22 protein-coding genes are annotated in these 22,827 nt (G+C 65.3%); 17 read left to right on the plus strand and 5 right to left on the minus strand.

Going from position 1 to position 22,827, the window contains the following annotated elements; genetic code table 11:
- Positions 1 to 233, plus strand: a 233-nt coding sequence (locus E4L98_RS30410) for a hypothetical protein (protein WP_205746793.1), incomplete at its 5' end; no start/stop codon positions are given.
- A 58-nt stretch (positions 234 to 291) separates the two neighbouring features.
- Positions 292 to 774 carry a phage regulatory CII family protein gene (locus E4L98_RS20785; protein WP_135203450.1) on the plus strand — a complete coding sequence of 161 codons (483 nt, stop codon included), beginning with the start codon at positions 292 to 294 and terminating at the stop codon, positions 772 to 774.
- 92 nt (positions 775 to 866) lie between these two features.
- On the opposite strand, the gene E4L98_RS20790 is transcribed toward E4L98_RS20785, so the two are convergent.
- Together E4L98_RS20790 and E4L98_RS20795 are read right to left on the minus strand one after the other, a co-directional pair.
- Entirely contained in the window at positions 867 to 2,813 is a 1,947-nt protein-coding gene (locus E4L98_RS20790) for a DUF6600 domain-containing protein (protein WP_135203451.1), read from the minus strand.
- A gap of 77 nt (positions 2,814 to 2,890) precedes the next feature.
- Positions 2,891 to 3,529, minus strand: a complete 639-nt coding sequence (locus E4L98_RS20795) for a LysE family transporter (protein ID WP_135203452.1) — start codon at positions 3,527 to 3,529, stop codon at positions 2,891 to 2,893.
- A gap of 116 nt (positions 3,530 to 3,645) precedes the next feature.
- On the opposite strand from E4L98_RS20795, the gene E4L98_RS20800 reads away from it, so the two are divergent.
- The 12 genes from E4L98_RS20800 (at position 3,646) to E4L98_RS20855 (ending at position 16,402) form a co-directional block, all read left to right on the plus strand.
- Complete coding sequence (locus tag E4L98_RS20800; protein ID WP_135203453.1) at positions 3,646 to 4,575, plus strand: DUF808 domain-containing protein; 930 nt, start codon at positions 3,646 to 3,648, stop codon at positions 4,573 to 4,575.
- A gap of 220 nt (positions 4,576 to 4,795) precedes the next feature.
- On the plus strand, positions 4,796 to 6,427 hold the full coding sequence (locus tag E4L98_RS20805) for a methyl-accepting chemotaxis protein (RefSeq protein ID WP_135203454.1): 1,632 nt from the start codon (positions 4,796 to 4,798) through the stop codon (positions 6,425 to 6,427).
- A 16-nt stretch (positions 6,428 to 6,443) separates the two neighbouring features.
- Entirely contained in the window at positions 6,444 to 7,856 is a 1,413-nt protein-coding gene (hemN, locus tag E4L98_RS20810; protein ID WP_135203455.1) for an oxygen-independent coproporphyrinogen III oxidase, read from the plus strand.
- Between the two features lie 7 nt (positions 7,857 to 7,863).
- Positions 7,864 to 8,640 carry a sulfite exporter TauE/SafE family protein gene (locus E4L98_RS20815; RefSeq protein WP_135203456.1) on the plus strand — a complete coding sequence of 259 codons (777 nt, stop codon included), beginning with the start codon at positions 7,864 to 7,866 and terminating at the stop codon, positions 8,638 to 8,640.
- Positions 8,619 to 11,075 carry a heavy metal translocating P-type ATPase gene (locus tag E4L98_RS20820; protein WP_135203457.1) on the plus strand — a complete coding sequence of 819 codons (2,457 nt, stop codon included), beginning with the start codon at positions 8,619 to 8,621 and terminating at the stop codon, positions 11,073 to 11,075. Before E4L98_RS20815 ends, E4L98_RS20820 begins: the two co-directional genes overlap by 22 nt.
- Positions 11,075 to 11,251, plus strand: a complete 177-nt coding sequence (gene ccoS, locus E4L98_RS20825) for a cbb3-type cytochrome oxidase assembly protein CcoS (RefSeq protein ID WP_135203458.1) — start codon at positions 11,075 to 11,077, stop codon at positions 11,249 to 11,251. Before E4L98_RS20820 ends, ccoS begins: the two co-directional genes overlap by 1 nt.
- A 76-nt stretch (positions 11,252 to 11,327) precedes the next feature.
- Complete coding sequence (ccoN, locus tag E4L98_RS20830) at positions 11,328 to 12,776, plus strand: cytochrome-c oxidase, cbb3-type subunit I (protein WP_135203459.1); 1,449 nt, start codon at positions 11,328 to 11,330, stop codon at positions 12,774 to 12,776.
- A gap of 14 nt (positions 12,777 to 12,790) precedes the next feature.
- Positions 12,791 to 13,405 (plus strand): cytochrome-c oxidase, cbb3-type subunit II, encoded by a 615-nt coding sequence (gene ccoO / locus E4L98_RS20835; RefSeq protein WP_135203460.1) that lies wholly within the window; start codon positions 12,791 to 12,793, stop codon positions 13,403 to 13,405.
- A 1-nt stretch (position 13,406) separates the two neighbouring features.
- On the plus strand, positions 13,407 to 13,568 hold the full coding sequence (locus E4L98_RS20840; RefSeq protein ID WP_135203461.1) for a cbb3-type cytochrome oxidase subunit 3: 162 nt from the start codon (positions 13,407 to 13,409) through the stop codon (positions 13,566 to 13,568).
- Complete coding sequence (gene ccoP / locus E4L98_RS20845; protein ID WP_135203462.1) at positions 13,561 to 14,502, plus strand: cytochrome-c oxidase, cbb3-type subunit III; 942 nt, start codon at positions 13,561 to 13,563, stop codon at positions 14,500 to 14,502. Before E4L98_RS20840 ends, ccoP begins: the two co-directional genes overlap by 8 nt.
- On the plus strand, positions 14,499 to 15,884 hold the full coding sequence (ccoG, locus tag E4L98_RS20850) for a cytochrome c oxidase accessory protein CcoG (RefSeq protein ID WP_135203463.1): 1,386 nt from the start codon (positions 14,499 to 14,501) through the stop codon (positions 15,882 to 15,884). Before ccoP ends, ccoG begins: the two co-directional genes overlap by 4 nt.
- An 11-nt stretch (positions 15,885 to 15,895) precedes the next feature.
- The gene (locus E4L98_RS20855) at positions 15,896 to 16,402 is read left to right on the plus strand and encodes a FixH family protein (RefSeq protein ID WP_135203464.1); all 507 of its coding nucleotides are present in this window, start codon (positions 15,896 to 15,898) and stop codon (positions 16,400 to 16,402) included.
- Between the two features lie 98 nt (positions 16,403 to 16,500).
- Here the strand turns inward: E4L98_RS20855 and fnr are convergent, their stop codons facing one another.
- From fnr to E4L98_RS20870, 3 genes are read right to left on the minus strand one after another with little or no spacing between them, the layout of a single operon-like run.
- Positions 16,501 to 17,259 (minus strand): fumarate/nitrate reduction transcriptional regulator Fnr, encoded by a 759-nt coding sequence (gene fnr / locus E4L98_RS20860; RefSeq protein ID WP_135203470.1) that lies wholly within the window; start codon positions 17,257 to 17,259, stop codon positions 16,501 to 16,503.
- A gap of 46 nt (positions 17,260 to 17,305) precedes the next feature.
- Complete coding sequence (locus tag E4L98_RS20865; protein WP_135203465.1) at positions 17,306 to 17,824, minus strand: RNA polymerase sigma factor; 519 nt, start codon at positions 17,822 to 17,824, stop codon at positions 17,306 to 17,308.
- On the minus strand, positions 17,821 to 18,051 hold the full coding sequence (locus tag E4L98_RS20870; RefSeq protein WP_135203466.1) for a YgaP family membrane protein: 231 nt from the start codon (positions 18,049 to 18,051) through the stop codon (positions 17,821 to 17,823). Before E4L98_RS20870 ends, E4L98_RS20865 begins: the two co-directional genes overlap by 4 nt.
- A 103-nt stretch (positions 18,052 to 18,154) precedes the next feature.
- On the opposite strand from E4L98_RS20870, the gene E4L98_RS20875 reads away from it, so the two are divergent.
- From E4L98_RS20875 to E4L98_RS20885, 3 genes are all read left to right on the plus strand, one after another.
- Positions 18,155 to 18,586, plus strand: a complete 432-nt coding sequence (locus E4L98_RS20875) for a MarR family winged helix-turn-helix transcriptional regulator (protein WP_135203467.1) — start codon at positions 18,155 to 18,157, stop codon at positions 18,584 to 18,586.
- Positions 18,587 to 18,760: 174 nt separating this feature from the next.
- Positions 18,761 to 19,507: an alpha/beta fold hydrolase gene (locus E4L98_RS20880; protein ID WP_135203468.1), complete on the plus strand. Its 747-nt coding sequence runs from the start codon at positions 18,761 to 18,763 to the stop codon at positions 19,505 to 19,507.
- 110 nt (positions 19,508 to 19,617) lie between these two features.
- The coding region (locus tag E4L98_RS20885) for a PAS domain-containing hybrid sensor histidine kinase/response regulator family protein (RefSeq protein ID WP_135203469.1) at positions 19,618 to 22,827 on the plus strand (3,210 nt) is incomplete at its 3' end.

Genomic DNA, 22,827 nt, shown 5'->3' on the forward strand with positions numbered 1-22,827 from the left:
ACGCGGGCGAGCCGGCCTGCTGGCCGAACGCGCCGGGACCGCTCTGCCGGCTGGCGGGCGGCGGCGTCGGCCGGCTGTGCGCGGACGTGTTGCGAGAAAAACCACTTTTGAACGACGACGATGTGCCAGAATGGGGGGCTGCGGGCACATTGCCGGCCAAGGCCAGGCAGAGTGCCAGGATCAGCGCGGATCGAAGAGACTTCATGATGTCTTTTCACCAAGTAGTTGAATGAAAAACAGCATAGCGCCGCGCGATCGCGGTTGCATCGGTAATAAAAGGCACGCTTCACCATGACTCGCAAATATCTGGACATGAATCAGCACGACGCGCTCTACAAGGTGGCGCGCAGCTACCCCGGCGGCATCGACGCGCTGGCGCAGGAAATGGGGATCTCGGTCAACGTCCTGCGCAACAAGCTGGCGCCGTCGATCGCCTCGCACTACCCCTCGTTTGAAGAAGTCTCGACCGTGGTGGACCTGTGCCACAAGGCCGGCGTGGCGGACGCCCACCTGCCGCTGCACGCATTGCTGGTACGCCACGGCATGGCCGCCTTCGTGGTGCCGGCGCCGGACACGATCAGCGAAGACGACCTGTCACAGACCGTGTGCAAAGTGATGAGCCAGGTGGGCGCGGTCGCGGAAGCCGTCTCCACCGCCCTGCTGGACGGCAAAGTCACCGCCGCCGAAGCCGACCTGATCGAACGCGAATTCCAGGGTGCCCTCTCGGCGCTGGGCGAATGGCGCGCCCGCCTGCGCCTCAAAGCGCAAACCTAATCCGGGGTCAGGTCTTCCATTGCGTCACGGGCTCTGCCGTAGCAGTCGCTACGGCAGAGCCCGTGACGCAATGGAAGACCTGACCCCGGAGTTTATTGCTGGTTCTGGTGGCGACGGTCGCCGCGCTCGTGTTCTTCGCGGCGCTGTTCGCGGTTCTCACGCGGGGCCGGTTGCACTTGCGGCTGGGGCGCCGGCGGCGGCGTGAACTGGCGTGGCTCGGGACGCGGCTGGGCTTGAGGCTGCGGCTGCTGCGCCGGCGCCGGCGGCGGATTGAACTGGCGCGGCGGCTGTTGCGGCTGACGTTGTTCACGCTGCTCGCGGTCTTCCTGCGGACGGAAACGCCGCTGGCCTTCGTCGCCGCGGTCGAAACGGTCGCGGTCGCGCGGCGGCTGTGGTTGCTGTTGCGGCGCGGGCTGCTGCTGCGGCGGACTCACCTGCAGCACCGGTGCTGGCGCCACCTGCGTCTGCGGCTGCGCCACGCCCGGTGTACGCTGATGACCGCGTGAGTAAATGTCGACACGCACGTCGTTCGGATTGATGGTCTGTGGCCGCGAGTCGCGCTCGCCGAACTGGCCCGGCGCCAGTGTGCTGATCTGGCCGCGCGGCTGCTGCGCCGGCACCGGCACCGGCACCGGCTGCGACGGCGCCGTCAGCACACGGCCGGGGCGGTCATTGCGGCCATCATTGCGCCAGTCGTTACGGCCGTCGCCGCGGCCGTCATGACGAACCTCGTTGCGTCCATCATTGCGGTCGAAGCGGTCGGGTATGCCGTCATGGTCGCGGTCGCCCATGCCGCCACGGTTGGTGCTCAGCACGCGCGGCGGCTGCGGCGGCGCCACCGGCGTCGCGGTGCGGATTACGTTCGGCGCCGGGATCACTTGCGCGCCGCGATGCACGGCGATGTTGCGCCGGCCTTCGAATTGCTCGCGCGGCAGCATGGTCAGGCCGTCGCGGCGGTCGTCGTGCTGCGCTTGCGGAGCGAATGGTCTGCCGTTGTGGGTCCAGGTCACGCGCCGTTCGTATTCGGCCGACGCGCGGAAATTCGGCACGTAGCGGTCGCGCGGCGACAGCGGATACCAGCCCAGCCCCGGTCCCCCATGGTGCGGCCCGGCATTGCCACCGACCCAGCCGACCAGCGCCGGCGCCCAGGCCGGCCGTCCGACCGGACGTCCCGGCGCCCAGCACCAGCGGCGATTGACGAACACCCAGCGCCCGTAGTGCGACGGCGCATAGCCCCACGGCGCGTTGTCGACCCAGGTCCAGCCCCATGGCGCCAGCCAGATCCACTGGCCGTCGCGGTACGGCGCCCAGTCCAGCGCGACATTGCGCGGCGTCCACAGCGGCCCGTATTCGACGTTGTCCACCCAGGTGCCGTTGCGGTCCAGTTCCTCGTAGCCGGTCATGCCGGTCGAGACGAAACGCGTGGTGGTCACGGCATTCTGATAGTTGCGGTCCTGATTGTCGGCCCAGATGTCGAAGCCGTCGCGGCGGGCGACGCTGGTGCGCACGTCCTCGGGCGTGATGTCGACATGACGGCCATTGTTGACCACGACCGACGAACCGGCGCCTTCCACGCGCGCGCTGCCGGCCATGACGCTGACCTGGCTGGTATCCGGCGTGCGGTCTACATCGACGCGCACCACGCCCGGCTCCAGCAGGGTGATGCGGGCCTGCGGCGTGGTCAGCTCGAAATCGCGCAGCAGCTCGGGACTGCGCACGTTGATGCTGACGCTGCCGTAATTCAGCCGCAAACGCAGCAGATCGTCATCCATGGCGGTGATTTCCAGGTCGGAATCACCATCGACGCGCACCGCCGTCGAGCCGACGCGGAATTCGGTGCGCGCGCCGCTGGCGGTGTTGATGTGGTTGTTGGCCGTCACCGGCCAGTTCAACGATGCCGCCACCGGCTCATCGTCGCCCACCAGGGTGACCTGTCCCTGGACGCTGGAAATGCGTCCGACCATGACCGGCGGGTCGGCCAGCGCCCAGGCGCTATAGCCGGCCAAGGCGGCCAGCACGGCGGTACGGATGATCTTCATTGCAGCGTCTCCTTGTTTATCACTGATTTAACGCCGCACCTTGCAGTCCGACTACAGGGGTTACAAATAATTGCAATTCAAGCGTGCGCGCCGCCACGCTTGACAAAAAACAGCGCGGCGCCGATCGCCATCAGCAAGCCGCCGAACACGCGGTTCTGCTTTTTGACCGCGCCGGCATCACGGAAGAAACGCTGCATGGATGACGCCAGGAAAGCATAGCTATGCATCACCACCAGGTCGATGCAGCACATGGTCACGGCCAGGATCAGCAGTTGCGGCAGCAGCGGCGCGTCATGCGTAATGAACTGCGGCAATACCGCCACCATGAAGATGATGCCTTTCGGGTTGGTGGCATTGGTCAGGAACCCGGTCAGAAAGCGACGCTTGATGGTCGGCACCACCATCTCGGCATGGCGTTCCTCGCTGATCTTGACCTTGGCGCGCCACTGGCTGAAACCCAGGTAAATCAGGTACAGCGCACCGACCGTCTTGACCACGTTGAACGCCACTTCCGACGCCATCAGCAGCGAGCCGACACCCGCGCCGGCGATGAAGAAAATCAGCAGCAAACCGCTCTGCAAGCCGAAGATGGTGGCGCTGGTGCGGCGCACGCCATACGACAGGCCATGCGACATCGACAACACCGCCCCCGATCCCGGCGAAACGGCAATGATGCAGGCGGCGACAAAAAACGTGATCCAAGTGGCAAAGCTCATGCGAATTTCCAATAATCAAGGGTTATCGCATTGTAGCGCGCATCGTATCCGTATCGTAGCGCTCCCGGCATGGGTTAATATTGCCAGCAAAACTACATTATTCAGGGAGCATCACCATGGCCGGTTCCAGCTTGTTGGCACTCATCGACGACATCGCCACCATCCTCGACGACGTCGCCTTGATGAGCAAGATGGCGGCCAAGAAAACCGCCGGCGTGCTGGGCGACGACCTGGCGCTGAACGCCGAGCAGGTGGCCGGCGTGCGCGCCGAGCGCGAGCTGCCGGTGGTGTGGGCGGTGGGCGTGGGCTCGCTGAAGAACAAGGCCATCCTGGTGCCGGCCGCGCTGGCGATCAGCGCGTTCGCGCCGTGGGCCATCACGCCGCTGCTGATGGTGGGCGGCCTGTACCTGTGTTTCGAAGGCTTCGAAAAAATCTCGCACAGCCTGCTGCACGGCGACGACGAGGTGCACAAGGCCGAACTGGCCGTCGCCCTGGCCGATCCCGATGCCGACCTGATGGCGCTGGAGAAAGACAAGATCAAGGGCGCCGTACGCACCGATTTCATCCTCTCGGCCGAAATCATCGTGATCGCGCTCGGCACCGTGGCCGACGCGCCGTTTCTGCAACAGGTGACGGTGGTGGTCGGCATCGCCATCGTGATGACGGTCGGCGTGTACGGCCTGGTGGCGGCCATCGTCAAGATGGACGACGCCGGCCTCTACCTGAGCAAGCGCGGCGGCGCGGCTGTGCGCGCCCTCGGCCGCGTACTGCTGAGCGCGGCGCCCAAGCTGATGAAGCTGCTGGGCGTGGTCGGCACCGTGGCCATGTTCACCGTCGGCGGCGGCATCCTGACCCACGGCCTGCCGTTCGCCCATGAACCCATCCACCACGTCACCGAAGCGGCCGCCGCCGTCCCGGCGGTTGGCGCGGCACTGGCCGTCATCACTCCCAGCCTGCTGGACGCCATCACCGGCGTGATCGCCGGCGGCCTGGTGCTGGCCGTGGTCACGCTGGGCGGCAAGCTTCTGCGCGTTATCAAGAAGTAAGCCCGGCGCATTGGTCGCCGCCGCCTGGCTCGCCCTGTTCGCCGGCGCTGACCTACATGATCGGCTTATGGAACGCTGGCATGCGGCCTCCCCGGTCGCGGGCAGACGCGCTCCAATCCGGGGAAATTTGATCTACATCAATAAATTTGACGGTGGTACTCCGTAAACTGACCATATTGTATTGCGACAAAGCAATAAAACACGTCGGAGGGGTATCTCTATGCGCAACAATCAACCTGTCACCAATCGCGAAATCGAAGTTCTGGAAGATCAGGCCATCGTCTCCAAGACTGACCTGAGCGGCAACATCACCTATGTGAATCCGTACTTCACCCAGATCAGCGGCTTCAGCGAAGAGGAATTGTTGGGTGCCCCGCAGAACATCGTGCGCCATCCGGACATGCCGTCCGAAGCGTTCGCCGACCTGTGGGCTTCGATCGAGGCCGGCACGCCGTGGACCGGCATGGTCAAGAACCGCTGCAAGAACGGCGACTACTACTGGGTGCGCGCCAACATCACCCCGATCCGCGAGGCTGGCCGCACCATCGGCTACATGTCGGTGCGCACCCGTGCCGAACGCGGCCAGGTGGCCCGCGCCGAACAGGCTTACCGCGCGATCCGCACCGACGCCAACCACGGCATCCGCATCAAGAACGGCCAGGTGATCCATTCCGGTGCCGGCACACTGCTGTCGCGCCTGAGTCACGTGTCGCTGGGCTTCCGCATCTGGGCCGCCACCAGCGTGGTCAACGTGCTGCAGGTGATCGTCTGCGCCGCGGCGCTGATGAACGGCCACGCCGCCAACAGCTACGGCATCTTTGCCGCCACCTTCCTCGGCCTGCTGATCAACGTCTTCCTGTGGTACACCCTGCGCGTCTCGGTACTGCAGCCGCTGAACCGCGCGTTGCTGGGTGCGCGCGCGATCGCCGCCGGCGACCTGTCCGGCTCCTTCGAGACCGACGCCACCGACGAAGTGGGCCAGTTGCTGCGCGCCCTCGAACAGATGAACAACAACCTGATCGCCACCATCCGCGACGTGCGCGTGAATGTCGAAACCATGGCGGTGGCCACGCGCCAGATCGCCGCCGGCAATGCCGACCTGTCCGGCCGCACCGAAGCGCAGGCGGCCAGCCTGGAGGAAACCGCGTCCAGCGTCGAGCAGTTCTCCTCCACCGTCAAGCAGAATGCCGACAATTCCGAGCAGGCCAACCGGCTGGCGCAAAACGCCTCCAGCGTGGCGGTGCAGGGCGGCGAGATCGTCGCCGACGTCATCGCCACCATGGACGAGATCAACAACTCCTCGCGCAAGATCGTCGATATCATCGGCCTGATCGAAGGTATCGCCTTCCAGACCAACATCCTGGCGCTGAACGCCGCGGTGGAAGCGGCGCGCGCCGGCGAACAAGGCCGCGGCTTCGCCGTGGTCGCCGGCGAGGTGCGCAACCTGGCGCAACGCAGCGCCACCGCCGCCAAGGACATCAAGAAGCTGATCGACGTCTCGGTCGGCAAGGTCAGCGCCGGCATGGCACAGGTGGACCGCGCCGGCGCCACCATGAAGCAAGTGGTGGCCTCGGTCCAGCAGGTGACCGCGATCATGAAGGAGATTTCGATCGCCTCGCACGAACAAAGCATCGGCGTCGACCAGGTCAACTCGGCCATCGCCCACATGGACCAGGTCACGCAGCAGAATGCCCAGCTGGTGGAAGAAGCGGCCGCCGCCACCGCCAGCCTGGCGCTGGAAGCCGGCGGCCTGACGCAGGCGGTCAGCCTGTTCAAGTTCGGCCCGACGCGCTCCCGCGCCGCCCGCGCGGCCGCCCCGCAGCCCTCAACCGTGAAGCGCCTGGCCGCTTGAAGCCGGCGACAAGATTATGCATACGCCTTTCCCGCCCGTTGAATTCGACGCCGCCATCATCGGCAAACTGAGTCAGTCCGGGCCACGCTACACCTCGTATCCGACCGCGGACCGCTTCCTGAACGATTTCGGCTACGGCCAGTTCCTGGAAGCGGTGGCCAGCCTGCGCATGCGCCGCAGCCGCCGGCCCTTATCGCTGTACATCCACATTCCGTTCTGCGACACCGTCTGCTACTACTGCGGCTGCAACAAGATCGTCACCAAGGACCACAGCAAGGCGGCCACCTATCTCGGTTACCTGAAGCAGGAAATCGACATGCAGGGCCGTTTATTCGATGGCATCGGCCAGATCGAGCAACTGCACTTCGGTGGCGGCACGCCGACCTACCTGAGCGACAAGCAGATGGGCGACCTGATGACGCACCTGCACGCCAACTTCGATTTCGCCGACGACGCGCACGGCGAGTACTCGATCGAGATCGATCCGCGCACGGTCAGCGTGGAACGCGTGCACAGCCTGCGCAAGCAGGGCTTCAATCGCATCAGCCTGGGCGTGCAGGATTTCGATCCGGAGGTGCAGAAGGCGGTCAACCGCATCCAGCCGGAAGCGGAAACGCGGGCGGTGATGCAGGCGGCGCGCGATGCCGGCTTCCGCTCGATCAGCATCGATCTGATTTACGGCCTGCCCAAACAGACCATGGACAGCATGGCGCAGACGCTGGACAAGGTGATCGCCGCCGATCCGGATCGCATCGCGCTGTACAACTATGCGCACCTGCCGCACATCTTCAAGCCGCAGCGGCGCATCGCGGAGGCGGATCTGCCGCCGGCACCGGTGAAGCTGGAACTGCTGGCGATGTGCATCCGCCGCCTGTGCGACGCCGGTTACATCTACATCGGCATGGACCATTTCGCCAAGCCGGATGACGAGCTGGCGGTGGCGCAGCGCCAGGGCCGTTTGCAGCGCAACTTTCAGGGTTATTCGACGCGCGCCGAGTCGGAGCTGATTTCCTGCGGCGTGTCGGCCATCAGCGCCATCGGCGCCACCTACAGCCAGAACGAGAAGACGCTGGAAGCATATTACGAAAAGCTCGAAAGCGGCGTGCTGCCGATCACGCGCGGCATCAAGCTCGATAACGACGATCTGCTGCGGCGTATCGTGATCCAGAAACTGATGTGCAATTTCGAGCTGTCGATGTCGTCGATCGAACAGGGTTTTCCGATCAAATTCCGCCAGTATTTCGCGCTGGAGCTGCTGAAGCTGAAAGCGTTCGAGGACGATGGCCTGATCACCATCGACGACGAATGGATTTCGGTGACGCCGCGCGGACGTCTGCTGATCCGCAATATCTGCATGGTGTTCGACCGCTACCTCGGCGTGGCGCACGACATCGCGCCGCAACCGCTGCGCTATTCGAAGACGATCTGAGGATGCGATGAACGGGGCGCAGCTACTGCCGGTGTTTCTCGTGGGCCTGGCAGGCAGCGTCCATTGCGCCGGCATGTGTGGCGGCATCGTGACCGCCATCTCCGCTGTCCGCCAGCCCGTGATTCCGCTTCGGCGGACCGCACGGGGGCCGGTTATGGATTCCCGCGCGCGCGGGAATGACAGGGGATACATCCTGTCCTACAACGCCGGCCGCATCGCCAGCTATATGACAGCGGGAGCGCTGGCCGGCGGCCTGGCCGAAGGCGCGCGCAGCATGGCGGCGGTGGCGGGTGTGCAGCTGAGCTTCTACTGGCTGGCCAACCTGATGCTGATCGCGCTGGGCCTGCACCTGATGAACGCCTGGCGCGGTCTGGCGATGCTGGAGCGGGGCGGCCGCGTGCTGTGGCAGCGCGCCCAACCCGCCATCGGCCCCGCCATGAAACAGCTGATGCCCGCCGATACGCCCGCCAAATCCTTCGCCCTCGGCTCCCTGTGGGGCTGGCTCCCATGCGGCATGGTCTACAGCGCCCTGACCACCGCGCTGCTGAGCGGTTCGGCCGTGAGCGGCGCCGCCACCATGCTGGCTTTCGGCCTGGGTACGCTGCCGATGCTGACCGCCCTCGGCCTGCTCGGCGCGCGCCTGCAGCACGCCATGCGGCAGCGCCATGTGCGCATCGCCTGCGGCCTGCTGGTGCTGGGTTTCGGCGTTATCGGGCTTGCCCGCGCTGCCGGCGGCGTTACGCCGGAATGGATGGACATCTTATGCCTCACACCAAACCATTGAACGACGCGGCCCTCAAGCCCTGCTACCATTGCGGCCAGGCGCTGCCCGATGACGCCAGCTGGACGGTGCTGATCGACCAGGTCCAGCGCCCCATGTGCTGCCCCGGTTGCGCGGCGGTGGCGCAGACCATCGTCGATCTTGGGCAGGCAGGCTACTACCGCGAGCGCACCGCCTACGCCAACAGCGCCGACGGCGCGCAACAGCTGCCGCCGGAACTGCAACTGTACGACAACACCGATCCGCGCTTCGCCCTTGATGAAGACAGCCGTGAATCCACCATCACCGTGGAAGGCATACGCTGCGCCGCCTGTGTGTGGCTGATCGAACAGCGCCTGCTGCGCCTGCCCGGCGTGGAGTGCGCGCAGCTCAACGTCGCCACCGAAAAACTCTACGTCCGCTGGCGCAAGGACGCCTGCCAGCCGGGCGACATCCTCGGCGCGCTGCACGGCATCGGCTACGCCGCCTATCCCTACGACGTCGGCCGCCATGCCGACCAGCAGCGCCGCGCCACCAAAACCCTCGGCCGCCAGCTGTTCGTCGCCGGCCTGTCGATGATGCAGGTGATGATGTACGTCGCCCCCGCCTATCTGGCCGAAGACGGCACGCTGGATGACAGCATGGCCACGCTGATGCGCTGGGCCAGCCTGCTGCTGACGCTACCGGCAATCTGCTACTCGGCGCTGCCGTTCTGGCGCGGCGCCCTGGCCAGTCTGCGCGCGCGCGCTCCGGGCATGGACGTGCCGGTGGCGTTGGGCATCGCCGCCGCTTTCGGCGCCAGCGTGCTGGCCACCTTCCGCGGCAAGGGCGACGTCTGGTTCGACTCGGTGACCATGTTCATCTTCCTGCTGCTGTGCAGCCGCTTTCTGGAACTGCGTGCCCGCCGCAAGGCCGGCGCCGCGCTGGAGCGATTGCAGCACGCGCTGCCGGCATCGGCCTCGCTGCTGGAACACTACCCGGACAGCCAGGCCGCCACCATCGTGCGCGCGGCGGCGCTGGCTGTGGACAACCACGTACTGATCAAGCCCGGCGAAGCCGTGCCGGCCGACAGCGTGATCGTCTCAGGCCGCACCTCGATCGACCTGTCCCTGCTGAGCGGGGAGAGCGTACCGGTACCCAGGAGCGAGGGCGACGCCATCCCCGGCGGCGCCATCAACGCCGGCAGCGCCATCGTCGCCCGCGTCAGCCGGCGCGCGCAGGACAGCACCTTGTCCGAGTTGGTAAAGCTGATCAACCGCGCCAGCGGCGCAAAGCCGCGCATCGCCCTGTGGGCCGACCGTGTGGCCGCCTGGTTCGTCGCCGGCCTGCTGCTGTTCGCGCTGGCCACATTCGGCTTCTGGTACTGGATCGATGGCAGCGCGGTGCGCGCCTGGCCGATCGCCATCGCGGTGCTGGTGGTGTCCTGCCCGTGCGCGCTGTCGCTGGCCACACCGACCGCACTGGCCGCCGCCACCGACCGCCTGCTGCGTCAGGGCGTCCTGGTCACCGGCCCGCAAACGCTGGAGACGCTGCACCGTGCCACCCACATCGTGCTCGATAAGACCGGCACGCTGACCTGGGGCCGGCCGGTGCTGCAGCAGACAGTGGAACTGGGCGCGATGCGCGCGGATTTCTGCTTGCAGGTCGCGGCCGCGCTGGAAGCCGGCAGCGCGCATCCGCTGGCGCACGCCATCCTCGCTGCCGCTGCCCAGGCCGACGCCGGACATCAGCACTGGCACGCGGCGGCGCTGAGCGAAACACCGGGCTGCGGACTCGAAGGCTTGGTGCACAACCGCCGCTACCGTCTGGGCAGCGCGCAGTATGTGGCGGCGATCAGCGGCTCGGCGCCGCCGCGCGAGGCTCCCGCCGACGTCACGCCGGTGTACCTCGGCGTCGATGGACAATGGCTGGCCTGCTTTCACCTGCAGGACGGCATTCGCCCCGATGCGCAAGACACGGTCGACTATTTCCGCCGGCACGGCAAGACGGTGGTGCTGGTCAGCGGCGATGACGATGTGCTGGCGCGCCGTGTCGGCGATCAGTTGGGCATCGAAACCACGGTCGGCGGCTATCTGCCGGCCGACAAGCTGAACTTCGTGCAGCAGCTGCAGCGGCGCGGCTGCGTGGTGGCGATGATCGGCGACGGCATCAACGACGCCGCCGTACTGGGCGCGGCCGACGTCTCCTTCGCCATGGGCGGCGGCGCCGCGCTGGCGCAGGCGCACGCGGACGCGGTGCTGCTCAACGGCCGCATAGGCGCGGTGGCCGACAGCGCGCGCGTGGCCGAACACACCATGCGCGTGATCCGCCAGAACCTCGGTTGGGCCACGGTCTACAACCTGATCGCAATTCCGGCGGCGGCGGCGGGACTGCTGAATCCCTGGCTGTCCGGCGTCGGCATGGCGGCCAGTTCCGCCGTGGTGGTGCTGAACGCGCTGCGCCTGCGTGGAGGCCGCTGATGGAAGCGCTCTACCTGCTCATCCCGCTCAGCGTGGCACTGGTGTTTGCCGCGCTGTGGATCTTCTTTCGCGCCTCCGACGACGGCCAGTTCGACGACCTGGTCGGCCCGGCGCTGCGCATCCTCCAGGACGACGACCTCCCTCCTTCGGAGCAGCAGCGATCCGGCGAATTTTGATCCATATCAAGGATTTTTGCCCCCCCGCTCAGTAACCTTTGGCTTACATCATCAAAGTGTTCTGGGGAGAACAAAATTGGATCAACACTACAACTACAAGGTCGTCAAGCAATTTGCGATTGCGACCGTAGTCTGGGGCGTGGTCGGGATGCTGGTCGGCGTGCTCATCGCCGCGCAGCTGGCCTGGCCGGCGCTGAATCTGGACATACCCTGGCTGACCTATGGCCGCTTGCGTCCGCTGCACACTAACGCGGTCATTTTTGCGTTCGGCATCTGCGGCCTGTTCGCCACCTCCTACTACGTGGTGCAGCGCACCTGCCAGGTGCGGCTGTTCTCGGACAAGCTGGCCGCCTTCACCTTCTGGGGCTGGCAGGCGGTGATCCTGAGCGCCGTCGTCACCCTGCCGATGGGCCTGACCCGCGGCAAGGAATACGCCGAACTCGAATGGCCGATCTCGATCCTGATCGCGGTGGTATGGATCGCCTACGCGGTGGTGTTCTTCGGCACCATCGTCAAGCGCAAGGTCAAACACATCTACGTCGCCAACTGGTTCTTCGCCGCCTACATCATCGCCGTCACCATCCTGCATGTGGTGAACGGCATGAGCATGCCGGCTTCCGCCTTCAAGTCCTACTCGGTGTATGCCGGCGTGCAGGACGCCATGATCCAGTGGTGGTACGGCCACAACGCGGTGGGCTTCATCCTCACCGCCGGCTACCTGGGCATGGTGTACTACTTCATCCCGAAACAGGCCGAGCGTCCGGTGTACTCGTACCGCCTGTCGATCGTGCACTTCTGGGCGCTGATCTTCACCTACATGTGGGCCGGTCCGCACCACCTGCACTACACGGCGCTGCCGGACTGGACGCAATCGCTCGGCATGGTGTTCTCGCTGGTGCTGCTGGCGCCGAGCTGGGGCGGCATGATCAACGGCATGATGACCCTGTCGGGCGCCTGGCACAAGCTGCGCACCGATCCGATCCTGAAATTCATGATCGTCTCGCTTTCGTTCTACGGCATCGCCACCTTCGAAGGGCCGATGATGTCGATCAAGACCATCAACTCGCTGTCGCACTACACCGACTGGACCATCGCACACGTCCATGGCGGCGCGCTGGGCTGGGTGGGCTTCATCACCATGGGCTCGATCTACTACATCATCCCGCGCCTGGCGGCTGAGCAGAAAATGTATTCGACCAAACTGATCGACCTGCACTTCTGGGTCGCCACCATCGGCATCGTGCTGTACATCGCCGCCATGTGGATCGCCGGCGTGATGCAGGGCCTGATGTGGCGCGCGGTGAATCCGGACGGCACGCTGACCTACACCTTTGCCGAAAGCGTGAAGGCCACCTATCCCTACTACGTGGTGCGCTTCAGCGGCGGCCTGCTGTACCTGAGCGGCATGTGCATCATGGCCTACAACACCTGGATGACCTTGCGCGGCCGCGCCACCGCTGTGGCGCGCATCCCGGCGCTGAAGGTCGCGCATGCCGAGCACGCCGAACAACCGGCCCACGCCTGACACCGGAGCATCGTATGAAATTCACCCATGAATGGATAGAGAAAAATCCCTGGCTGCTGATCGCGCTGGTGACGCTGGTGGTCAGCGTCGGCGGCGCCGTCGAAATCACGCCGCTGTTCTTCCAGAAATCGACCACGGAACCGGTGGCGGGGCTGAAGCCGTACTCGCCGCTGCGCCTGGCCGGCCGCGACATCTACATCCGCGAAGGCTGCTACAACTGCCATTCGCAGATGGTACGGCCGTTCCGCGCCGAGACCGAACGCTACGGCCACTACTCGGTGGCCGGCGAATTCGTCTACGACCACCCGTTCCAGTGGGGTTCCAAGCGCACCGGTCCCGACCTGGCGCGCGTGGGCGGCCGCTACTCCGATGAATGGCACCGCACCCACCTGAACAACCCGCGCGACGTGGTGCCGGAATCGAACATGCCGAACTATCCGTGGCTGGCGCGCACCGCGCTGGCGCCGGCCGAGATCGTGCCGAAGATGAAGGCGCTGCGCCGCACCGGCGTGCCGTACTCCGACGCCGACATCGCCGCCGCGCCGGACCAGCTCAAGGACAAAACCGAAGAAGACGCCCTGGTCGCCTACCTGCAAGGCCTGGGCACCCTGATCAAGACGAGGAACTAGCATGGACAACCTGTTTGACAGCGCCAGCAGCCTGATGACGGTGATCTCGTTCATCACCTTTGCCGGCATCCTGTGGTGGGCCTACGTGGGCCACCAGGAAGCGGATTTCGCCACCGCGGCGCGCCTGCCGTTTGCCGACGACAAGGAGGACAGCCATGGCTGATTTCACCAACGGTTTCTGGGACGGCTATATCGTCGTGCTGACCCTGCTCGGCGTGCTCGGCTGCGCGATCCTGCTGTACTCGCAATCCAGGGTCAAAATGCTGCGCGCCGTCGACGGCAAGGCAAGCACCACCGGCCACGTCTGGGACGAGGATCTGACCGAACTGAACACGCCCATGCCGCGCTGGTGGATGTGGCTGTTCTACCTGACCATCGTGTTCGGCCTGGCCTATCTGTTCCTGTATCCGGGACTGGGCTCGTATGCCGGCAAGCTGGGCTGGAAGTCCAGCGGCGCATACCAGGGCGAGCTGAAAAAGGCGGAAGCCGACTACGGCCCGCTGTTCGCCAAGTACCAGAAGCAGGACCTGAAGGCGGTGGCGGCCGATCCGCAGGCGCACGCCATCGGCGAGCGGCTGTTCCTGACCTACTGCGCGCAATGCCACGGCTCGGACGCGCGCGGCAACAAGGGCTTCCCCAACCTGACCGACAAGGACTGGCTGTTCGGCGGCACGCCGGAAACCATCAAGGAAACCATCCTGCACGGCCGCGTCGGCGCCATGCCGCCGATGGGCGCGGCGGTCGGCGGCGACAAGGATGTGGAAAACGTCGCCCACTACGTACTGAGCTTGTCCGGTTCGACCAACGATCCGATCAAGGCGGTGTTCGGCAAGACCAAGTTCAGCGCCTGCATGGCCTGCCACGGCGCCGACGCCAAGGGCAACCAGGCCATGGGCGCACCCAACCTGACCGACAAGATCTGGCTGTTCGGCGGCAGCGTGGAAACCATCAAGGAAACCATCAACAAGGGCCGCACCACCACCATGCCGGCGTTCGGCGATTTCCTCGGCGACGCCAAGGTGCATGTGCTGGCGGCCTATGTCTGGAGCCTGTCGAACGACGTCAACCAACCAGCGCCAGCCGAGCCTGAAAAATGAACGCGCCGCAGCCACAAGTCATCAAGATGTATGCGGCCCGCGAGGAAATCTATCCGCGCGAGATCGACGGCCGCTACGCCCGCCTGCGCTGGCTGTTCGTGTGGCTGACGCAACTGGCCTTCTACTGCACGCCGTGGCTGCAGTGGAACGGCCGCCAGGCGCTGCTGTTCGACCTGGGAGCGCGCAAGTTCTACATCTTCGGACTGGTGCTGTGGCCGCAGGATTTCATCTATCTGGCGGCGCTGCTGATCATCTCCGCCTACCTGCTGTTCCTGGCGACGGCGATCGCCGGCCGGGTCTGGTGCGGCTTTACCTGTCCGCAAACGGTGTATACCGAAATCTTCCTCTGGATCGAACGCAGGATCGAAGGCAAGCGTAGCGCCCGCATTGCGCTGGCGCGCCAGCCGTGGTCGCTGAACAAGTTCGGCCGCAAGGGCGCCAAGCACCTGGCCTGGGGCGCGGTGGCGCTGTGGACCGGCTTCACCTTCGTCGGCTACTTCACGCCGATCCAACAGCTGCTGGGTGAGGTGGCGACGCTGAACTTCGGCCCGTGGGAATGGTTCTGGGTGCTGTTCTACAGCTTTGCCACCTACGGCAACGCCGGCTGGATGCGCGAGCAGGTGTGCAAATACATGTGTCCATATGCACGCTTCCAGAGCTCGATGTTCGACCGCGACACCCTGATCATCACCTACGACGCCCGGCGCGGCGAGCCGCGCGGCCCGCTGTCGAAAACCAGCAACGGCAACGGCGGTTCCTGCATCGATTGTTCGCTGTGCGTGCAGGTCTGCCCGACCGGCATCGATATCCGCAAGGGGCTGCAATATGAATGCATAGGCTGCGCCGCCTGCGTGGACGCCTGCAACACGGTGATGGACAAGACCGGCCAGCCGCGCGGCCTGATCCGCTACAGCACTGAGCGCGCCATGGACGAGCATCTGACGCCGACCGAAATCCGCCGCCGCGCGACGCGGCCGCGCGTGCGCATCTACACCGCGGTACTGGGCCTGATCGTGCTGGCCACCTCGGGCGCGCTGTACCTGCGCATGCCGCTGAAGCTGGACGTGATCCGCGACCGCGGCTCGATGGGCCGCGAAGTGGAGGACGGCATGATCGAAAACGTCTACCGCTTGCAGATCATGAACACCTCCGAGCAGGCGCATGTGTATAAGATCACGGTGGGCGGCATGGACACGCTGGCCCAGGTGACGCCCGACCTGGTGCGGGTGGAGGCGACCGAGACCAAGGCTTATCCGATCCGCCTGCGCGCCGCGCATGGTGCCGGCAAGCCGGGCTCGAACAGGATCAACGTGGCACTGGAAGCAGTCGACGACGCGTCGCTGCACGTCAAGGAATCGGCGGTGTTCATCGTCCCGCGCTAAGGAATTTCATCATGAGCGAGAACGTCTTTGAGCTATACCCGCAAACGCCGTGGTACAAGGAACGCTGGCCATGGCTGCTGATGGCCGGGCCGGCGATCGTGGTGGTGGGCGGCATCTATACCGCCTGGCTGGCCGCCAGCCAGCAGGATGCGCTGGTGGTCGGCGACTATTACAAGCAGGGCAAGGCCATCAACCAGGACCTGAAGCGCGACCGCGTGGCGGCCGAGCTGGGCCTGTCGCTGACCTTGGGCTATGATGCCGGCAACGGCGTGCTGCGCGGCCAGATCAACCGCAAGGACAGCGGGCCGCTGCAAATCCATTTGTCGCACGCGACCTTGCCGGAGAAGGATATCCGCCTGCTGGTACGGCCCGACGCGAACGGCGAATTCCGCGCCAGCCTGCCGCTGTTGGAGCGCAGCCGCTGGATCGTGCTGGTGGAAGGGGAACAGCGCGACTGGCGCCTGGCCGGCGCCTGGCGCTGGCCGAAAGAGCACGGCATCACCTTATTGCCGGACTAGCCAACAATCCGGGGTCAGTTCTGCCAATCGCACACGGGCTCTGCCGTAGCGTGCGCTACGGCAGAGCCCGTGTGCGATTGGCAGAACTGACCCCGGATTTAGCTGCAGGTTTCCATGCCTGCGGTAATGGCCTTGAGCATTTGCGGGTTCAGCAGCTCGATTTCGCGGTTGCTGACGCGTACCAGGCCTTCCTTCTTGAACTTCGATAACAGGCGGCTGATGCTTTCGATGGTCAGCCCCAGGTAGTTGCCGATCTCTTCGCGCGACATGCGCAGCTGGAACACGTTCGGCGAATAACCGCGCGCCTCGTAGCGCGACGACAAGTTGACCAGGAAGGCGGCAAAGCGCTGGGTCGCCTGCATATTCCCCAGCAACAGCATCACGCTTTGCTCGCGCGTGATTTCCTGGCTCATCATGCGGTGAAAATGCCGCAGCAAGGTTGGCATTTCCGCCAGCAGCTGCTGCAAGGTATTGAACGGAATCTCGCACACCTCGCTGTCTTCCAGCGCCACCGCGGTGCAATGGTGGCGGTCGGCGCTGATGGCGTCCATGCCCAACAGCTCGCCGGCCATCTGGAAACCGGTGATCTGCTCCGCGCCTTCGCGGTTGACCTGGTAGGTCTTGAAATGGCCGAGCCGGATCGCGTACAAATTCTGAAAAGCGTCGCCGATACGGAACAGCGTCTGCCCGCGCGCGACCTTGCGGCGGCGGCCGATGATCTGGTCCAGGCGCTCGAGATCGTTGTTGTCCAGCCCCATCGGCAGGCACAGCTGGTGCATGCTGCACGAGGCGCAGCTCGCCTTGAGGATCTCGATCGTGGCGCCGGGTAGAACCAGCTCTGGAAGTTCTCGTATCATGCGGCTAGTGTAGCCCATTGCCCCTGCTTTGGGCGCTATTCCGCACTTAGCCTATCAGGTATTCGCGCATCAGCTGCCTTGCGCGGTGCAAGCGGCCTTTGACGGCGGCGACGCTGTCGCCGGTCTCTTCCGAGATTTCTCCTATGGACATCTCGGCGAAATCGCGCAGCAGCACCACTTTCAGGTAATCGGCCGGCAGCGATTCGAGCGCGTGTATCAATTCCGCACGCAGGGTGCCGGTATCCTGCCGCGCCAGCCATTGCTCGGCGCGTTCGTCGTCCCAGGGATCGTGGCCGAGCGCGTTGCGCGCCAGGCGGTGACACTCGCGCTTGACGATCTGGAACAGCCAGCCCGAGAACGCCGCCAGCATGCGCACCGAGGACAGCTTGCGCGACAACACCAGCAGGGCTTCCTGCACCGCATCGTCGACGTCGCCGATCATGCAGTTGCGTTGCGCATAGCGGCGCAGGTCGGGCTGGCACAGGCGCAGCAGCTGCGACAGCGCCTGCGGATCGCCGCGGTGGGCGGCGTCCAGTACCGGCTGATGTTGTGGGGCGAGGCTCATAGGCTTTTCAGATTGCCTTCCTTGGCGGCTTTGTCGAGACGGCGGCCCAGCATGGCGCACATCGGGCAGAAACCGAACAGGCCGGAAGCGACGATGCCGGCGGCCGACAGCGCCACCACGGTGCCCCAGATGCCGCCCAGCATGGCGAAACCGGCATACACCACGATCAGGCCCAGCACGATGCGCACGACGCGTTCCCGGCCCGGTACATTTTTTACGTAGAACATTTTGCACTCCTTGAGTAGTCTGAGGAAGTCCCTCGGCTACTAAGAGGCGCAAAAATCGCGTTTGGATTCGCGCCGCGAAAAATAATTTGTTAGGCTAGCGGTCATGACCCTGCCCAAGCCGCCCACCCTCGACCAGCACCTGTGTTTTCTGATCTACAGCACCTCGCTGAAGATGACCCAGACCTACAAGCCGTTGTTGGCCGCATTGAAATTGACATATCCGCAATACCTGGCCATGGTGGTACTGTGGGAACGGGACGGGATCGGCGTAAAAGACCTGGCCCAGCGCCTGCAGCAGGATTCCGGTTCGGTCACGCCGGTGATCAAGCGGCTGGAGGCGGAAGGCTACCTGGTGCGCCAGCGCGACCCGCGCGACGAGCGCAACAAGATCCTCAGCCTGACCCCGGCCGGCCAGGCGCTGCGTGCGGAAGCGGTCAAGGTGGCGGGCAACTTCGCCGCCACCTGCGACATCGACAACGACGAAGTCAGCGCGCTGATGCGCAACCTCAGCAAGCTCAACCACAACCTGGCGTAGCCCGGGGACAGACCACGATTTTGAAATAATTTCAAAATCGTGGTCTGTCCCCAAAAATAACTTGCGCACTAATTATTTGTGCGCTATAGTTCATCCATCGACGCGGCACTTACCGCGTTTTTTCAACCAAAATACTTAGCGCGCTAATTAATAGCGCAATTGAAAGGATAGACCATGAAACGCGCAATCATCGCTTCCGCCCTGCTGGCCGCCACCGCTTTCGCCCACGCCGCCGCCCCAGCCAACGACACCACCATCGTGCTGGTGCACGGCGCCTTCGCCGACGGTTCCAGCTGGGACAAGGTGATCCCTATCCTGCAAGCCAAAGGCTACAAGGTGGTGGCGGTACAGAACCCCCTGAGCTCGCTGGCCGACGACGTCGCCGCCACCCAGCGCGTGGTCGATGCGCAGAGCGGCAAGGTGGTGCTGGTCGGCCACTCCTGGGGCGGCACCGTGATCACCCAGGCCGGCACCAGCGACAAGATCAAGGCCCTGGTCTACGTCGCCGCGTTCGCGCCTTCCGAAGGTGAAGCCACCGGCAACCTCGGCAAGAACTACGCCGTGCCGCCCGGCATCGCCACCCTGAAAGTCGACGCCGGCGGTTACGCCTGGCTGCCGGAAGATTCGGTCGCCAGCAACTTCGCCCAGGACGTGGCGCCCGCGACCGCCAGGCTGATCGCCGCCACCCAGGGACCGATCGCCGCCAAGGCCTTCGGCGAGACCACCAGCGTGGCCGCCTGGAAGAACAAGCAGAACTATTACATCGTCGCCAGCAAGGACCGCATGATCGCGCCGGAACTGGAACAGGAATTCGCCAAAAAGATCAACGCCATCACCACCACGCTGCCGACCAGCCACGTGCCGATGGTGTCGCAGCCGGCCAAGGTGGCCGAGGTGATCCTGGCCGCCGCCCGGAACTAAGCACTTTGTCCAAGGCCGGTGTGTCATCGTACACACCGGCTTTTTTTGTTTCTTGCTAACTTGTCTCTTTGATAGGAGAATCATCCAAGGCCCCGTCTACCAAGGATGATATGAAGCCGCTCGGCATCAAGGCTAAAGTCGCGCTCGCCACCAGCATCACCTCCGTGCTGATGATAGGACTGGTCACGCTGGTCCAGACTCAGCGCATGCAGGAAGACTACACGCGCGTGCTGTTCACCCAGCAGACGGCCCTGATCAACCGCACCGCGCAGGAGCTCGACGACAAGCTGGCCATGCTGCTCGACATCATCGCGCTGTCGGCCCGCAACCAGCCGCCCGAGCTGGCCGGTTCCACCGAAAAGCTGCGCGCCTACTACCAGAACCGCGCCGTGCTGGCCCTGTTCGACGACCTGCTTGTCCTGGATGCCAAAGGCAAGGTGATTTCCGACCTGCCCGAAGTGCCGGGCCGGGTCGGCATCGACGCCTCCGACCGCGCTTATTTCAAGACGGTGCTGCGCACGCGCAAGCCGATGATCAGCGAACCGCTGATCGGCCGCGGCAACAAGCAGCCGGTGGTGCAGATGGTGGCGCCGGTGCTCAACGACAAAGGCGAGGTGGTGTGCATGCTGATCGGCGTGCTGCGCTTGTACAAGGACAACGTCCTGGGCCATCTGCGCACCGCCAAGATCGGTCGCGACGGCTACTACTTCGCCCTGACCCGCGGCGAACATCCGGTGTATGTGCTGCATCCCGACGTGTCGCGCCTGCTGCAGCCGCGCGCCGCCAACGCCAATCCGGCCACCGCGCGCGCGCTGGAGGAAGGCTTCGAAGGCACGGTGCGGGGCATGGGCGAGGGCGTGCCCACCCTCAACAGCTACAAGCAGCTGAAAACCGTCGACTGGCTGCTGGCCACCTCGCTGCCGGCCGAGGAAGCGTTCGAGCCGTTCGAAGGCGTGATCCGCCGCATCCTGCTGTGGAGCGGCGTGGCGGCCGTGCTGACTGCCATGCTGATCAGCATGCTGACCTTGCGCTTGATGGCGCCGCTGGTACGGCTGCGCAACGCCATCGTCGCGCTGCGTGCCGAACCGGCCCGCTTCACGCCGCTGGAAGTGCACGCACGCGACGAGGTCGGCCAGCTGACCTCGGCCTTCAACGACCTGATGCACGAACGCCTGGCGGCCGACGCGCGCCTGCAAAGCCTGGTCGAATTCGCCCCCAACGCCATCGTGGTGATCGGCGTCGACGGCCGCATCGAAACCTTTAACCGCGAGGGCGAACGCTGCTTCGGTTACACGCGCGACGAGGTGCTGGGCCAACCGCTGGAACTGCTGGTGCCGGAACGCCTGCGCAGCCAGCACGTCAAGCACCGCATGCAGTTCTTCGCCGAGCGCCTGAGCGCCGAGCCGGTGCGCATGGGCGACGGCAATCCGACCCTGGGCCGCCGCCGCGACGGCAGCGAGTTCCCGGTCGAGGTCAACCTGAGCGCGGTGCGCACCGACCAGGGCACCAAGGTGCTGGCGGTGATTTCCGACATCACCGAGCGCCAGCGCCTGCGCCACGAGCTGGAAACCCGCGCGGTCGAACTCGAGCGCGAACGCGACCGCGCCCAGGCCGCCAACCGCGCCAAGAGCGATTTCGTCGCCAACATGAGCCACGAAATCCGCACGCCGATGAACGCGGTGCTGGGCATGGTGTACTTGCTCGGCAATACCCAGCTCAGTCCGCAGCAGCGCAAATACCTGAACATGGTGCGCGTGTCCGGCCAGTCGCTGCTGGGCATCCTCAACGACGTGCTGGACTTCTCCAAGATCGAGGCCAGCAAGCTGGAACTGTCGCCCATCGATTTCGCGCTCAACGACGTGATGGATGCGCTGGCCACCGTGATGACCATGAACGCCGGCGACAAGGAACTGGAACTGGCGATCAGCGTCGACAGCGCCATCCCCAACCGCCTGCGCGGCGATGCCATGCGCCTGCAGCAGATCCTGGTCAACCTGGCCGGCAACGCCATCAAGTTCACCGAGCAGGGCGAGGTGGTGGTCAGCGTCGAACTGAGCGCGCGCGACACCGCCAGCGCGCTGCTGCGCTTCGAGGTGCGCGATACCGGCATGGGCATGACCGAAAGCCAGCTGGGCCAGTTGTTCAACGCGTTCTCGCAGGGCGACCAGAGCATCACGCGGCGCTTCGGCGGCACCGGCCTGGGCCTGGCCATCACCAAGCGCCTGATCGGCCTGATGGGCGGCCAGATCGCCGTCAACAGCCGGCCGGGGCAGGGCTCGACTTTCTGGTTCAGCCTGCCATTCGAGATCCAGGCCGACCAGACCGACGAGCGGCGCAAGCCGGTGCTGGGCCAGCTGCGCCTGCTGGTGGCCGACGACAACCGCACCAGCCGCGAACTGGTGGCGCGCCTGATCCGCGCCTGGGGCTGGCAAGCCGACGAGGTCGATTCCGGCGAAGCCGCGCTGCGCCGCTACCGCCAGAGCGTGGACAATGGCCAGCCCTACGACGTGGTGCTGGTCGACTGGCACATGCCGGGCATGGACGGCCTGGCCACCGGCAAGAACATCCGCGCCGCCGCCGGCGCGCGCCCGCAGCCCATCGTGGTGATGCTGAACGCCTTCGCGCGCGACCGGCTGGAGGAAATCTCGCACGCGCCGGAAGCCGATGTGGTGCTGGTCAAACCGATCACCAGCTCCAACCTGTTCGACGCGCTGCACCAGGCGCTGGTGGCCCAGGGCGACAACGAGCAGCCGGGCATGGCCGATCTCGGCATCATCGGCACGCTGGCCGACCTGCATTTCCTGCTGGTGGAAGACAACCTGCTGAACCAGGCGGTGGCGCGCGGCATCCTCGAGCACGCCGGCGCCACGCTCGACATCGCCGGCGACGGCCGCCAGGCGGTGGACATCCTGCGCCAGCGTCCCAACGAATACGATCTGGTGCTGATGGACATGCAGATGCCGGTGATGGATGGCTTCACCGCCACCCGCATCCTGCGCCAGGATCTCCAGCTGACGCTGCCCATCATCGCCATGACGGCCGGCGTGCTCGAATCCGAGCGCGAACGCAGCCGCGAGGCCGGCATCACCGATTTCATTCCCAAGCCGATCGAGGTGGATGAAATGATGGCGGTGCTGCGCCGCCATCTGCCGCGCTCCACCGCCGTGCCGCCACCGCCGCCGGCGCTATCGCCCGCACCGGCGCCATCGCCCCGGCCCTGGCCGATCAGGACGATCTGCTGGCCGCCATGGCCGCCGCCGCGTCGCCGACGGCGGCCACAGCGTCCCTACCCGCGGCCGCTGCCGCGCCAGAGACCGTCC

The organism is Duganella callida, from assembly GCF_004614165.1.
Taxonomy (GTDB): Bacteria; Pseudomonadota; Gammaproteobacteria; order Burkholderiales; family Burkholderiaceae_D; genus Rugamonas; species Rugamonas callida.